The following is a 15,753-nucleotide window of genomic DNA, read 5'->3' as shown; positions in this document are numbered from 1 at the left end:
TATGACCTCAGACCCTTTAATGCTCAGATACATTCTCATTGGTGTAATTATCCTTCTAGTATGTTTTTTTATCGCCTTTTATATACTGAAGAAAATAGGAAAAGATCCAAAAAATATCCTACCAGGAAATTTCGCGCATAGGGTTTGGGTGCCATTATTAATATTCCTGGCTGCTTTAATTTTGAAAGTTGCATTATTAAGCAAGATTTTTAGATATGAATACACCTATGATCTTCTTCAACCATTAAGTACCCTGGCAATAATTCTAAGCGCTACGTGGTTAATTATTCTCACTCTTAAAATTCTCAAGACCCATGTGCTGAAGCGTTATGATGTAAATACTTCGGATAACTTAAAGGCCAGAAAAATTTATACACAGTTTAATATCCTGGAGAATACTATCATTTTCATTATTGTGATTTTGGCTATTGGAATTGCATTAATGAGCTTTGATAGTATACGTTCTGTTGGGGTAAGCGTTTTAACTTCAGCAGGGATTGCAGGAATTATTATAGGTTTTTCTGCGCAAAAAGCTATTGGAACTTTACTTGCGGGAATACAAATTGCATTTACACAACCTATAAGATTACAGGATGCAGTAATTGTGGAAAACGAATGGGGTTGGATTGAAGAGATCACCCTTACTTACGTTGTGATAAAAATATGGGATAAAAGAAGATTGGTAGTTCCCTCTACTTATTTTATAGAAACCCCTTTTCAAAACTGGACTAAAAATTCTGCTGATCTTTTAGGAACTGTATTCATTTACACCGATTATACCGTTCCGGTAGATAAAATTAGGGAAGAACTGGACAGATTACTTGAAATCACTCCACTTTGGGATAAACAAGCCAAAGTAGTTCAGGTGACCGATGCAACCGACAGGTCTATGGAAATAAGGGTTTTGGTAAGTGCGAAAGATTCCCCCACAGCTTTTGATTTACGCGTATTTATTAGGGAGAAACTCATAGATTTCCTCAAAGAGAATTATCCGGAGAGTCTCCCTAAAAGCCGCGTACAAATCAATAAAGATGATGATAAGCAGTCGAATTTTTAAAACTCGCTAAGCCAGGTTTCTTCAGAGCTAGTTCCCATACTAAAATTAGCGGCGGTTTCTATTAACGCCAAATGAGAATAAGCCTGCGGAAAATTACCCAGTAACCTTTTGGTTTCAAAATCTATATCCTCACTAAACAAGCCTAAATGATTACTATACGAAAGCAACTGATCGAACATCTGTTTTGCTTTCTTCTTCTCACCTATTTTGAACAAGCTGTCTATAAGCCAAAACGTACAAATAGTAAAAGAAGAACTTGGTTCTCCAAAGTCGTCTTTATTTTTATAGCGATACATCAGTCCGTCTTTGCATAATTCCCTTTCAGTGGCTTGAACCGTACTTACAAAACGTGGATCTTTAGCCTCAATAAACCCATATTGCTCCATCAATAAAGTTGAAGCATCCAGGTCTTTAGATCCGTAATATTGGGTATAAGCCTGAACTTCCTCATTCCAGCCATTATTATAAATATCGTTGTAAATTTCGGCGCGTAAAGATTTCCAATGAGTATCGTTTATTCCCATTCTTAATACTTCCCCGATCTTTATCGCACGATCTATTGCTACCCAACACAGGAGTTTTGAAAATACAAAATGCCGGTCTTCGGTACGTAATTCCCATATTCCTTTATCTGGTTTTTGCCAGTTTTCTTCTACAATTTTGACAATTCCTCGCACTACGGTCCAGAGTTCTTCAGAATTTTCCAAAGAAGTTTCAAATTGGTTGAATTGCTGATAGATCACCTCCATCAAAATTCCGTAGATATCGTTTTGCTTTTGGATATAAGCAGCATTTCCAGTCCTTACAGGATGGGAATCTTTATAACCAGATAAGTGATCCAGGATATGTTCGGTAAGCTCCTTCTCCCCGTCAATTCCGTACATAATCTGGATTTTCTCATCTTTATCAGGAATAATATCAATGATAAATTGAAGAAAATCTTTAGCCGATTTTATATGACCAAGACCCGCCATCACCTTAATTACCATTGAAGCATCGCGAATCCAGCAAAAACGATAATCCCAGTTGCGTTCTTCCCCAATAGTTTCAGGCAAAGAAGTTGTTGCCGCTGCTAAAACTGCACCCGATTTCTTGTAACTAAGACATTTTAAAACCAAAGCGCTACGCATTATTTCGTTTTCATAATGGGTGTAACGAGTAGTCTTCGCGCTCCAATTCATCCAATAGGTCTTAGTACGCTGAAATTTTAAATAAGAGCGATCTAAAGATTGAGTGATGAGCTTTTCGTGATAACCAAGCAGAAAATAAGCGTTTCCGGTTAATTCAATTTCATTTTGCTCTAAAACGTCATTTAGGTCTAAATTAGAGTAAAGAAAAAGTGAATCGTATTTACCTTCTTTGGTATAACTTTTTATATAATTTCCTTTATGGTCATTATATGTTTTTTCCCTTGCAAAATCTAAACGGGGATCATACTTCACCTTAAACTTAGGTTTTCCGCTAATTAAACGTATAAATCTAATCACATCTGGCGGAGCGTAGTAAGTACCATCTTCCCGCTGGTAACGTGGCATAAAGTCTATGACCTGAAAGGAATTTTCACCGTCGGTAAATTCAGTATTTAAAATGTTGGTTTCCCAAAGATATTCCTGGGTGATTTTATAGGAATCATCTAAAATAAATTCAAAACTTCCACCGCGTTTTTCATCCAGGAGTTTTGCAAAAACAGCCGCCGAAGCAAAATTTGGTAAACAACACCATTCAAGTGAACCTGTTTTTGAAATTAACGCAGCACTTTTGCAATTCCCTATAATTCCGTAATCTAAATTATCCATATACTCTAAAAATTCTTTAAAAAAACTTGTCGTGTTAAATGATTTTCGGAAATTTAATAAAAATCAATATCGAAACAACAGCATTCACATATAATTATGAGTAAGACAATAATAATTTCCAACCGATTACCATTACAAATTAGCTTAGAAGATAACAACCTGGAAGTCACGCCAAGCGTAGGCGGACTCGCAACTGGCTTAAAATCATTCCATAAGGATGGTGATAGTATCTGGATTGGTTGGAGCGGTCTTACCGAAGAGGAGATCCCTGAAAATCTTTTAGAAGATGTTAAAGAAAAAGCCCGCAAAGAAGCTTGTGTTGCTGTAAATCTTAGCGAAGATGAAATTGAAGGATTTTATTACGGGTTTAGTAACCGTACCATCTGGCCGCTTTTCCATTATTTTATGGAATATACCGAAGCCGATAAAAACCACTGGGAAACCTATAAAAGCGTAAATAAAAAATATGCCGAGGAAGTCCTGAAACATTATAAAGATGGAGATCATATTTGGGTGCACGATTATCAATTGCTGTTAGTACCCAATATGATTAGGGAACAACAACCTGATGCAATTATCGGTTTCTTTAATCATATTCCGTTTCCTTCTTACGAAGTTTTTAGAACCTTACCCTGGCGTGATGAAGTTTTAAAAGGAGTGCTTGGTGCCGATTTGATTGGTTTTCACACCTACGATTATGAAAGGCATTTTTTAAGTTCAGTAAGCCGTATTTTACGCCATCAGGTAAATTTCAACGAAATCACACTTCCGGAGAGAATCGTAAAAGTAGATTCTTTTCCAATGGGAATAGATTATAATAAATTTGAAAATGCTGCACTGAACCATCATAAAAACACCGAAGAACAGCGTACCGAATTACAACGAAGATTAGACCATCATTCTAATGAAACACCTGAAGCTAAACTTATATTAAGTATAGACCGTTTAGATTACACCAAAGGTATCGCAAACAGGATTCGTGCTTTTGAATATTTCCTTGACAAACATCCGGAGTTTATTGAAAAAGTAAGATTAGTGATGCTTGCCGTTCCATCAAGGTCTAATGTTCCCCAGTACAAACGTCTAAAGCGGGAAATAGATGAACTGGTAGGTAGAATTAACGGAAAATTCTCTACCGTGAGCTGGACGCCTATCTGGTATTTTTACCGTTCCATGCCTTTTGAAAACTTAATTGATCTGTATACAAGCTGTGATATTGCCTTATTAACTCCAATTAGGGACGGAATGAACCTCGTTGCCAAAGAATTTGTGGCCACCCGAGTAAACCAAACCGGGGTACTTATTTTAAGCGAAATGGCCGGTGCAGCACACGAAATGAATGAGGCGCTAATTATTAATCCTAATAATTTTGAACAAATTTCAGAAGCTTTAATTCAGGCTATAGAAATGCCGGAAGAAGAGCAACAACAACGCAATAAAACGCTTCAAAAGCGATTGAAACGCTATAGTGTTGAAAAATGGGCGAGCGATTTTATGCAAGCACTAAAAGATACCAGCCAGGGTCGTGATGCTTTTAAAGCGACACGGGTTTCTTCTAAAGTTTCAGATGATATTCTGGAGAAATTTAAAAACGCAAAGAACAGGATTCTATTCCTTGATTACGACGGTACGCTTGTAAACTTTACCGATAAACCTGAAAAAGCAAAACCGGACCAGGAATTAATAGATCTGGTCCATAAATTAAACCAGTCTGAAAACACCAATGTGATATTGATTAGCGGGAGAGATAAAGACACGCTTGGTACCTGGTGGAAAGAAATTCCCGTTGAACTTATTTCTGAACACGGAGTTTGGATGCGCCAGAAAAACAGCGAATGGGAACTTTCAGAAAATGTGAATAACGACTGGATGAGTGCAGTGCGTCCTGTAATTGAAACTTTTGTAGACAGAACCCCCGGTACTTTTATTGAAGATAAAAACTATTCCCTGGCCTGGCATTATAGAAAAGCCGATCCAGAACTTGGTGAAATTAGAGCTAACGAGCTTTCTAATGTTTTAAAAGAATTAATTTCCAATCGCGGCCTTAGTGTTTTAGAAGGAAATAAAGTATTGGAAATAAAAAGTAGCGGGGTGAATAAGGGAAAAGCTTCTAATAAAAAATTAGTAGGCAAAGATTACGATTTCATTTTTGCAATTGGAGACGATTGGACAGATGAATACATGTTTGAAGAACTCCCCGAAGAATCTTATACTGTTAAAGTTGGAATGAAAAAAACCAGTGCACGTTACTACGTAGAAGACACTTCTAAAGTAAGGGATATTCTTAATAAATTCGCTAACAATTCTTAAGGCTTAAAACTGTTAAAATCCTTTACATTTTTTTTAAAAGTTTATGCTTAACTTAACTACAAAAATATTGCAAACGTTCGATTATACTTTAATTTTACACTGAATTAAAATACGAACCAAAACTTAAAACTTAGATCGATGAAATCAGGAAAAATGTTATTAGGATTAATATCAGGAGCAGCTGCAGGAGCAGCATTAGGATTATTATTTGCTCCTAAAAAAGGTGCAGATACAAGAAAGGCGATTTCAGATTCAAGCAATGAAGCTATACAAGGAACAAAAGGGAAATTTAACGAATTCTCTGACTCTTTAAGCCACAAAGTTGATACTTTAAAAAATAAGACGAAAGCCAGTCTTACAAACGCTGAGAAAAAAGTAAACGAAGCAAAAGCTGAAATTCATGATATGAAAAAAAGCTAGATTGTAGTTAATTAGAATACAATACAGAATCCCGGCAACTTTGTCGGGATTTTTTTGTTTTATAATCCTGCAAAAAAAAATATTTAATTGTGATATCACGTAAACTTTGGGTATTTTAGAAGCCTAAAATAATATTATTATATGATTAAAAATTTACCAACTCTTGCCTTGCTCCTTTTTACAGGATTAGTTTTTCAACAAACAAATGCCCAAACAGACCAGCGTATTTATGAAATAATAGATAAGGTTTCAGCTGATAGAATTGAGGCCGATATTAGAAAACTTGCCGGTTTTGGCACCAGGAACACTTTTAGCGACACCGTTTCTGATACCCGCGGAATTGGCGCAGCTCGAAGATGGATAAAATCTGAATTCGATGATATTTCCAGCAATTGTGATAATTGTCTGGATGTTTTTTATCAAAAAGACTTTGTAACTACCGAAGACGGAGAACGAATCCCCCACGATGCCTGGGTGGTGAACGTTGTAGCAGTTCAAAAAGGAACAAAATACCCAAACCGCTACATAATAATGAGCGGCGATATAGATTCCCGCGCAAGTAATACTATGGATTTTGAAACCGATGCTCCCGGAGCAAACGATAATGCCAGTGGAATGGCCGGCGCTATAGAAGCTGCCAGGGTTTTGTCTCAGTATGAATTTGAAAGCAGTGTTGTGTACGTTGGACTTTCCGGTGAGGAACAGGGTCTCTTCGGCGGTAAAGGACTTGCCGAGTATGCCAAAGAAAACAATTGGGAGATCATTGGAATTTTAAATAACGATATGATAGGGAATATTGAAGGTGTAGATGGTGTGATTGATAATCGCACATTCAGAATATTTTCTGAACCCGTTCCTCCAAATGAAACCGAAAGGGAACGAAACATGCGTAGGTTTTACGGGGGTGAAGTAGACGGAATTTCCCGTCAGTTAGCCCGATATGTTAATAAAACTACAGAAACCTATATGCCTGAAATGAACCCAATGATGATCTACCGTTTAGACAGGTTTGGTCGTGGTGGCCACCACCGCCCATTTAATGACCTGGGCTTTGCTGGAATAAGGATTATGGAAGCACACGAAAATTATAATCGCCAACATCAGGATATAAGAACCGAAGACGGTATTGAATATGGCGATGTTGTAGAAGGCGTAAATTTCGATTATGCCAAAAAACTTACTGCTGTAAACGCAATCAATATGGCCAGTCTGGCCTGGGCGCCCCCAGCACCTAAAAATGTTGCCATAGGTGGGATTGTGGAACCTTCAGCAAAATTAAGATGGGAAAAAGTTGAAGGCGATATTGCCGGTTATAAAATTTACTGGAGAGAAACTACTGAAGCGCAATGGCAATATTCCCGCTTTGTAGGTGATGTAAATGAATTTACTCTGGACGGAATTGTCATAGACAACTTCTTTTTCGGTGTTGCAGCCGTTGGAAAAGATGGCCACGAAAGTGTAGTGGTTTTTCCTTCAGGAGTTTTCAGATAGGTTATTGAAAGAATCTTCAATTGAAATTTCATAAATATGAAAAATTTAAACCACCTACCGATACTGTTTTTATTTGCTTTCTGTCTTTTTTCCTGCGGAAATAAAAAGAATAAAAAAGAAGAAACCAGCGAGCAGTCCCAGGTAGCAACAGATACCACAGTAACTCAAAAAACTGAAGCCGAGGAACTTTCAGATTCACCACGACATCACGAATGGGTTACTTTATCCCACGGGGAAAGGGAATTTCAGGCATTTGTTGCTTATCCCGAAACTGATGAGGCCACAAAATCTGTGATCGTAATTCACGAAAATCGTGGTTTAAACGATTGGGCAAGATTATTTACCGATAAACTGGCAGAAGCCGGTTATTTAGTAATTGCCCCAGATTTGATCTCAAATACACAGGGAAAACGCCGCACCACCGATTTTGACAATCCGGATTCTGCCAGGGACGCCATTTATGCTTTAGATCCCGAACAGGTTACCGCCGATCTTGATGCTGCTTTTAATTATATTAAAAACGATTCAGCTTCTACTGGAGAAGTTGCAGTCGTTGGCTTTTGCTGGGGTGGTTCGCAAACTTTTAGGTATGCTACCAATAATGAGGGAATCTCTTCTGCGCACGTATTCTACGGGACCGGCCCTGGGGACCCTGAAGCTATCTCAAATATTTCGGCTCCTGTTTATGGCTATTACGGAGGCGATGACAATAGAGTAAATTCTACGATTGAAGCGAGTGAAAAAATGATGGAGGAAGCGGGGAAAATTTACGAACATGAAATATACGACGGAGCCGGCCACGCTTTTATGCGTAGCGGTCACCAACCCGATGCTGAAAAAGCAAATAAAGAGGCTCACGATAAAGCCTGGAATCGATTACTGGAACTTCTATAAAATTTTTGTTTCATTCAAAACAAACCCTATATGAAAAGAATATTACTTCTGCTTTTACTTACAAGCCAAAGTTTTGTGGCCCAAGACAAGACAAATCTCGAATTGATAGATATCTATGACCTGGAATATGTTTCTGATCCTCAAATTTCACCTGATGGAAAACAGGTAATCTATGTTAGAAACTTTAAAGATATTATGACAGATAAAAATTTGTCTAATCTTTGGATTGCCGATTTTGATGGATCGAAAAACAGGCCGCTGACAACAGGAAAAAACAGGGATTTTAATCCTATTTGGTCTCCCGATGGCAGCAAGGTCCTTTTTAAATCTAATATGGATGGAGAAATGAAGCTTTATTTGATGTGGATGGATACAAAGCAGAAGATGATACTTAGTGATGCCAAAGAGTCTCCCGGGGATATCTCCTGGAGTCCCGACGGAGAACAAATCGTATTCACCAAATTTGTTCCCTCAGAAAAAGCATCTATAATTAAACTTCCAGAAAAACCTGAAGGAGCAGAATGGAACGATGGTCCAAAATACATTTCAGAAATGAATTATCGTGGTGATGGCTCAGGTTATTTGAAAAGCGGCAGTTCGCAGATTTTTGTAATCTCCACCAACGGAGGAACTCCCAGACAAATTACCAGTTCTGAATTTGATTATGAAAAACCGGTTTGGGGAAAAGATGGTAAGACGATATATTTTTCATCAAACATGCACGACGACCGTGAACTTGATCCCTTGAATTCTGAAATATATAAAATGGATATTTCAACGGGAAAACTTACAGCTCTTACAGATAGACAGGGTCCAGATTCTAAGCCTATTGTTTCCCCCAATGGAGATAAATTAGCTTACTTAGGATTTGATGATAAATTACAGGGTTATCAGCTAAATAACCTTTATATAATGAATACAGATGGCACCGATAAAACCTTGATTTCTTCAGGGTTTGACAGGGATATCAATGGCATCCAATGGGGAAAGAATTCTAAAGAGATCTATTTTTTTTATGATGATCAGGGAAGTACTAAACTTGCAAAAATTGATCTTTCAGGTAAAGTTTCTGATCTAACTGCAGATTTAGGTGGGCTTTCTCAAGGAAGACCTTATAATGCAGCATCTTTCAGCCTTGCCTCAAATGGAAATTACGCTTTCACATCAGGCAAAGAGGCAATGCCTGCAGAACTGGCCGTGGGAAGTAAAGGAAATACAAGGGTAATTACCAACGTTAATGAAGATCTATTTTCATTTAAAAATTTAGGAAATGTAGAAGAGATAAGATGGGAGTCATCTTTTGACCAAAGAGAAATGCAGGGGTGGATAGTTACCCCTCCCAATTTTGACCCTTCCAAAAAATATCCCATGATTCTTGAGATTCATGGAGGCCCTTTTGCCAGTTATGGTAATGTTTTTGCTGCAGAAATACAGTTGATGGCAGCTGCAGGATATGTTGTGTTATATACTAATCCCAGAGGAAGTTCAGGTTATGGAGAGGAATTTGGTAACTTGATTCATCATGATTATCCAAATAATGACTACGATGATTTAATGTCTGGAGTAGATGCACTAATTAAAAAGGGGTACATAGATGAAGAAAAACTTTTTGTTACCGGCGGTAGCGGAGGCGGAGTTTTAACAGCCTGGATAGTTGGAAAAACAGACCGTTTTAAAGCAGCCGTTGTAGCAAAACCGGTTATAAACTGGTACAGTTTTGTCCTGTATGCAGATAATCCCGGATATTTTTATAAGTATTGGTTCGGCAAAAAGCCATGGGAAGATCCGGAAAATTATTTAAAAAGATCTCCTTTAACCTATGTTGCCAATGTAAAAACCCCAACTATGTTATTAACGGGAGAAGAGGATTACCGTACACCAATTGCTGAATCTGAGCAGTTTTATGCGGCACTAAAAATTGAAGGTGTAGAGACCGCAATGGTTAGAATTCCGGGAGCATCGCATGGGATAGCAAGTACCCCCAGCAATTTAATGGCTAAAATTGCTTCCATTCTGGCCTGGTTTGAAAAATATAAAGAAAAATAAATTTTTAAGTAGTCAATATTGAAATCCGGAAACCTCTTCGTTTCCGGATTTCGTTTTTTATATAAACAAATATCATCTTCCCATTTCCCTGGACATCTCATTAATATTTTCAGCAGATAGTACAACCTTTTTATAAGTCACCCACCGTTAACAAGGCTTTATAAAAGGCAAAAAAATAGCGACAACATACACCAATTTCTTTCTTTTTTTTATAAATTCACTATATAAATAATAATTTTTTATAATAAATATTTATTTTTTAATTGTTATTTAACTTTTATTTAGCCAATTATTAATAGTGATAGGTGAGCACAAAGTGTAATTTCAACTAGTTAAACTATACTAATTAAAAACCAAAAAATTATGGCAGAAATAAAGATTGAAAAGAAAAAACCCATTTGGCCCTGGGTTCTCGTTGGATTAATAATCCTCGCGGTTATATTATACTTTGTAATCGCCGATAACGAGGATGATGATGATTTTAGTGAAGAGGAAAATACCGAACAGGTTGCTACACCTATGGAAACTGACGATGAGGATGATTTTGAAACTGCAACCTGGGAAGAGGATAACCTTTCTGGAGATGAAAGCGTTTCAAAATATCTGACACATATTGGTGACCAGGAGAAAATGGGAATAGACCACGAATATAGTAGCGAAGCGCTAATATATCTTATCAATGCTCTCGAAAACAGAGCAGAAGAGGCTAACATAAATACTCAGGTCGAAATTCAGGAATTAAAAAATAATGTAAGAGACATTAAAGAGAATCCAGATTCTCTTACCCATGCGAATACGATTAACGATGTGGGAACAAAAATAGTTGACTTGATGGAAAAAATGCAGAATGAAAAATTTCCAGATATCTCACAAGATGTTCAGGAAGTAAGAATGGCATTACAAAATATAGAGCCATCAACCCCCACGCTTGATCAAAAGGATGCAGTGAATTCTTTTTATAAAGAAGCAGGTGATGTATTGGAGAAAATGAAAATGAGCTAATAAAAAAATAAAAAGATCATGGCAAATAATGATGATAACAATAAAAGGAATACGGATAAAAATTTGTTCTATTTAAATGAACTTTCAGATTATAAAGTTTCAAGTGATGATCCAGATGTTCGAGGCTGGGAAGTAAAAGATGCTGACGACCGTGTGATAGGAAAAGTAGAAAATCTTCTCGTAAATAAAAATACAGAACGCGTTGTTTACCTGGATGTAGAAGTTGACAAAAGTATAATTGAAGCAAAACACGATCCCTACAGGTCTGGTTCAAGCGAAGGGGTTCATGAATTTATGAATAAAGATGGTGAAGACCATATCATAATCCCTATTGGTCTGGTAAAATTAAACGATGACAACAAGTTTGTTTATACAGACAAAGTCAACCACAAAACTTTTGCCCAGACTAAAAGAATGAAGAAAGGCTCTAATGTAAACAGGGAATATGAAAAAGTTGTCTTGGAATCTTATAATCGGGATACTAATTCCTCCAGTGATCGTAACAAAACCTCCAAAGACAAGAACGCAGTTACGAGTGAACGCTACAAAACCTCAACAGAGACAAAGGCAGATCCAGGTGATCGCAATAAAGCCTCAAAAGACAAGAAGGCAGATACAGGTGAACACAACAAAACTCCAAAAGACAAAAACGCTGTTACAGGTGATCGCAACAAAGGCGAAGACAGGCAAAAAAAATTGGCTGAAGATACCGCACCTGAAAAACGTAACCAACGGGATAAAGATATCGGAGACTCAGATGTTTCACATACCGGCGCTACAAGTCATAATAAAGATAGTGAAAGAGGTCAAATCAAAGATGATTTTAATCCTAAAAATACTGAAAAAACAAGTTTCTCGAGCGACAGCGATAGAGATTCCAATCCTAAGAATTCAGGATCAGAAAAAAGCGGTACCTCAAAAAGAGACAGAGAAAATAATAATGAAGAAGACTTCTATAACAAAAAGGAATTCGATGATAAAAATTTTCGAAAAAAGAAGTAATTATCAAAGAGGCAGTCAAAAAGTGTTGTGGTTTATCCAACAAATTACTTTTAAAATATCTTTTTAAAAAAGGGCATTCTAAGTGGATGTCCTTTTGCTTATGACCTATTAACAATTGTTTGTGGTAACCTTAGCAATATTAAAAAACATTATTGATTATTTTTAATACACTAACCAATCAAACAATATTATGGCAGAGATTAAAGTTGAAAAGAAAAAACCAATTTGGCCGTGGATTCTTTTAATAGCAATCATCATTCTTGGAATATTATTTTACGTATTCGCTTATGATGACAACAATGACGATGTGGATGACATTGATGATACCGATGATACCGATGATATTGAGGAGCTAAATGATACTTCAGCCATCAATTTTATGGGAAAAGATAAAATAAGCTTTTTTACCAACAAAGAATTGATTTCATAACAAAAAAACTAAGCATTATGAGTAAACCAGATATCAAGAATAAAAATTTAATTTATTTAAGTGAATTGAAAGACTATAAAATTGCAGGAGGTTATCCCGATATTCGGGGTTGGGTAGTAAGAGATGCCGATAAACGTGTAGTAGGAAAAGTTGATAATTTATTAATCAATAAAAATCTTGACCGCGTAGTTTATGTGGATGTGGAAGTAGATCAAACAATTATAGATTCACGTCATGACCCTTACGGAAAACCTGCAGATCCTGAAATAAAAGAATTTGTAAACAAGGATGGGCAAAATCACGTGATTGTTCCTATAGGGCTGGTAGAGCTGGAAGAGGATGAAAAATATATCTATACTTCCAGAATAACCCACCAAACCTTTGCTGAAACAAAACGAATCGAAAGAGGTGCTGATCTGGACAGGCAATATGAAGAAACAGTATTAAGCTCTTATAATCGCCCGTCCCCTGCCGAAAGAGAAGATGAACATATTAAACGCCGTAAGGAAGAAGAATATGCCGATAAATCTATTTCCAGACGAAATGATGAGACAAATATTATAGACGATGAGAATTATGATACGGAACGTCGTAATAAAGAGCACTATTCTGATGACGAGTTTTATGACCGGGAAGAGTTTGACGGAGCAAATTTTAGGAAAAGGGATTAGAAGTCTTAAGCTAAAAGAGGCGTCTGAAAAGTTTTTTAAATCGTCATTCTGAGACCCGTGATAAAAAAATTACCTAGCGGAGGAAAATGACGTTTTCGAGCAAAGCGAGTTTTAAACTCCGTGTGTGAGTGTAGAAAATCAGCAGCGTTAATAATTTTTGAAGCCCTGGAAAAAATTTAGCTGCTGATTTGCGATTTTTTGGCCCTGTTGCCAAAAAAACACCTCCACATAGGACGCCCTTTTTTGTTTCGTTTTAATTGTATCCGACGAACGGAGTGAGAGGAATACACACAAAAAATGAAACTTCCATACCAGTTAAGTTTCATTTTGAATTATAAAAACAAGCCTGAATAACAGGATTTTAAAAATACGTCAATGGTAATTTATTTCAGAATCTAAAATTCTGATAATTAAACATATTAGAGGCTGAAACAAGTTCAGCTTGACGAAACCAGATTTTTTTAGACGGCCTCTTTTAGTTAGTCAACTAAAGAAAGTTGAACCCGCTTTTTTTCTTCATCAACTGAAAGAACGGTAACCTCCAGTTCCTGATTTAGCTTTACAACAGAGTTTACATCACTAATAAATTCATTGGCGAGTTTAGAGATATGGATGAGACCGCTTTCTTTGATTCCTATATCAACAAAACAGCCAAAATTGGTGATATTGTTTACTATTCCGGGGAGTTTCATACCCGGCTTTAGATCACCGATGGTTTTTACAAAAGGATCAAAACTAAATGGTTTTTTCTTTGCCCTGGGATCGGCGCCCGGTTTTTTTAATTCCTCTAAAATATCTTTTAAACTCGGCAAACCAAGACTTCCGGAAATATATTCTTCCGGTTTTATTTTTTTGAGAACTTCTGTATTTCCAATAAGTTCTTCCGGTTTTAAAGCATTATTTTTAGCCATTTTTTCTACTACAAAATAACTTTCAGGATGCACTGCAGAATTATCTAATGGGTTTTTGGCATTTCTAATTCGTAAGAATCCGGCAGATTGCTCAAAGGCTTTTTCTCCCAGACGTGTTACTTTCAGTAATTCTTTTCGGCTTGCAAAACGTTTATTTTCCTTTCTATAGTCCAGGATATTTTGTGCCAATCCCGGACCTATTCCGGAGACATAAGCCAGTAATTCCTTACTTGCGGTATTTAAGTTTACGCCTATTTTATTCACACAACGCATTACTACCACATCCAGTTTTTCCTTTAATTTGGTTTGATCTACCTCGTGCTGGTACTGCCCTACTCCTATTGATTTTGGATCTATTTTTACCAGTTCTGCCAGCGGGTCACTCAATCTTCTGCCAATAGAAACCGCACCACGCACAGTTACATCATAATTAGGAAATTCATCCCTGGCAATTTTAGAGGCGGAATACACCGAAGCACCTGCTTCATTTACCGTAAAAACCGATACTTCTTTCGGCAAATAAACATTTTTAATAAACTGCTCAGTTTCCCTCGCAGCGGTTCCATTTCCTATTGCAATGGCTTCAATTTTATAAGCATTTACCAGGCTTTTAATTTTTGCGGAAGCCGCATCTGTTTTCTTCTGCGGCGGGTGAGGAAATATCGCCTCGTTATGCAACAAATTTCCCTGCTCATCTAAACAAACCAATTTACAACCCGATTTAAAGCCCGGATCTAGTGAGAGAATACGTTTGCTGCCTAAAGGAGCTTCCATCAGTAACTGTTCAAGGTTTGAGGCGAATACGGCTATGGCATCTTCATCGGCTTTATCTTTGGCTTCATTTAGAAATTCTGTTGCGAAAGATTTTTTTAGCAATCGGGTAAAAGCATCCTCAATGGCTTCTTTTACATATTTTATTCCGGAAAAACCAGGGTTTTTAATTACCGCTTTCTCTATAAGGTTTAGTGCCTCAGATTTTTCAACTTCAATTTTCAGCTTAATTATTCCTAATTTTTCGGCACGGTGAATGGCTAAAAACCTGTGTGAAGGAATTCTTTTAAGCGGTTCTTCCCATTTTTCAAACTGTGTGAATTTTGAAGCTTCCGGATGCTCTTCTTCTGTTTTTATCCATTTTGTGATTAGCTGCGCTTTTCTCGCATATAATTTCCTAAGGGAATTTCTAACATAAGTATTTTCATTGATCCATTCAGCAATAATATGGCCTGCACCGGTAAATGCTTCTTCTTTGGTTTTTACCTTATCCGAAAGAAATTGTTTTGCTGACTGCTCAATATTTGGCGTATTCTGTGCCATTAAAATTTTAGCAAGGGGTTCTAAACCGGCTTCCCGGGCAGAATCAGCTTTTGTCTTTCTTTTCTTTTTATAGGGTAGATAAAGATCTTCAACTTCAGTTAAAGTTGTTGCTTTTTCAATTTTTTCAGCTAAAGTTTCCGTTAGCTCATTTTGCGCTTTTATGGCTTTAATAATTGCCGTTTTTCGCTTTTCCAGCTCATTAAAAGAATTAAGCAGCAGCGCGATCTTTTCGACTGCGACTTCATCTAAATTCCCGGTGGCTTCCTTACGGTAGCGGGAAATAAAGGGTATCGTAGCATCGGCTTCTAATAGCGTGATGGTATTATGTATGCTTTTGGCGGGCAATTGCGCCCTGGATTGTATATAGTTCTGTACGTTCAATTATTGGAATTTCAGATTAATTTAATTT

12 protein-coding genes are annotated in these 15,753 nt (G+C 37.0%); 10 read left to right on the top strand and 2 right to left on the bottom strand.

What is annotated here, in order from left to right; translation table 11 throughout:
- Position 1 precedes the first annotated feature (1 nt).
- Positions 2–1,057 (top strand): mechanosensitive ion channel family protein, encoded by a 1,056-nt coding sequence (locus LB467_RS06615; RefSeq protein ID WP_224473244.1) that lies wholly within the window; start codon positions 2–4, stop codon positions 1,055–1,057.
- Here the strand turns inward: LB467_RS06615 and LB467_RS06610 are convergent.
- On the bottom strand, positions 1,054–2,853 hold the full coding sequence (locus LB467_RS06610; protein WP_224473243.1) for a glycoside hydrolase family 15 protein: 1,800 nt from the start codon (positions 2,851–2,853) through the stop codon (positions 1,054–1,056). The genes LB467_RS06615 and LB467_RS06610 overlap by 4 nt on opposite strands.
- A 96-nt stretch (positions 2,854–2,949) precedes the next feature.
- On the opposite strand from LB467_RS06610, the gene LB467_RS06605 reads away from it, so the two are divergent.
- From LB467_RS06605 to LB467_RS06565, 9 genes are all read left to right on the top strand, one after another.
- A complete protein-coding gene (locus tag LB467_RS06605) occupies positions 2,950–5,163 on the top strand; it encodes a bifunctional alpha,alpha-trehalose-phosphate synthase (UDP-forming)/trehalose-phosphatase (protein ID WP_224473242.1) in 2,214 nt (737 codons plus the stop codon).
- Positions 5,164–5,301: 138 nt separating this feature from the next.
- On the top strand, positions 5,302–5,583 hold the full coding sequence (locus LB467_RS06600; protein ID WP_224473241.1) for a YtxH domain-containing protein: 282 nt from the start codon (positions 5,302–5,304) through the stop codon (positions 5,581–5,583).
- Between the two features lie 141 nt (positions 5,584–5,724).
- Entirely contained in the window at positions 5,725–7,074 is a 1,350-nt protein-coding gene (locus LB467_RS06595) for a M28 family metallopeptidase (RefSeq protein ID WP_224473240.1), read from the top strand.
- Positions 7,075–7,110: 36 nt separating this feature from the next.
- Entirely contained in the window at positions 7,111–7,968 is an 858-nt protein-coding gene (locus LB467_RS06590; RefSeq protein ID WP_224473239.1) for a dienelactone hydrolase family protein, read from the top strand.
- A 30-nt stretch (positions 7,969–7,998) separates the two neighbouring features.
- The gene (locus tag LB467_RS06585; protein WP_224473238.1) at positions 7,999–10,014 is read left to right on the top strand and encodes a S9 family peptidase; all 2,016 of its coding nucleotides are present in this window, start codon (positions 7,999–8,001) and stop codon (positions 10,012–10,014) included.
- A gap of 363 nt (positions 10,015–10,377) precedes the next feature.
- On the top strand, positions 10,378–11,016 hold the full coding sequence (locus LB467_RS06580; RefSeq protein ID WP_224473237.1) for a hypothetical protein: 639 nt from the start codon (positions 10,378–10,380) through the stop codon (positions 11,014–11,016).
- A gap of 18 nt (positions 11,017–11,034) precedes the next feature.
- Entirely contained in the window at positions 11,035–12,018 is a 984-nt protein-coding gene (locus tag LB467_RS06575; RefSeq protein ID WP_224473236.1) for a PRC-barrel domain-containing protein, read from the top strand.
- Positions 12,019–12,208: 190 nt separating this feature from the next.
- Positions 12,209–12,448 (top strand): hypothetical protein, encoded by a 240-nt coding sequence (locus tag LB467_RS06570; RefSeq protein WP_224473235.1) that lies wholly within the window; start codon positions 12,209–12,211, stop codon positions 12,446–12,448.
- Positions 12,449–12,465: 17 nt separating this feature from the next.
- Entirely contained in the window at positions 12,466–13,119 is a 654-nt protein-coding gene (locus LB467_RS06565; protein WP_224473234.1) for a YlmC/YmxH family sporulation protein, read from the top strand.
- A gap of 479 nt (positions 13,120–13,598) precedes the next feature.
- On the opposite strand, the gene LB467_RS06560 is transcribed toward LB467_RS06565, so the two are convergent.
- Positions 13,599–15,725 carry a Tex family protein gene (locus LB467_RS06560; protein WP_224473233.1) on the bottom strand — a complete coding sequence of 709 codons (2,127 nt, stop codon included), beginning with the start codon at positions 15,723–15,725 and terminating at the stop codon, positions 13,599–13,601.
- Positions 15,726–15,753 lie beyond the last annotated feature (28 nt).

It is taken from the genome of Salegentibacter tibetensis, from assembly GCF_020164485.1.
Taxonomy (GTDB): domain Bacteria; phylum Bacteroidota; class Bacteroidia; order Flavobacteriales; family Flavobacteriaceae; genus Salegentibacter; species Salegentibacter tibetensis.
This window is presented reverse-complemented; position numbering and strand designations above follow the sequence as displayed.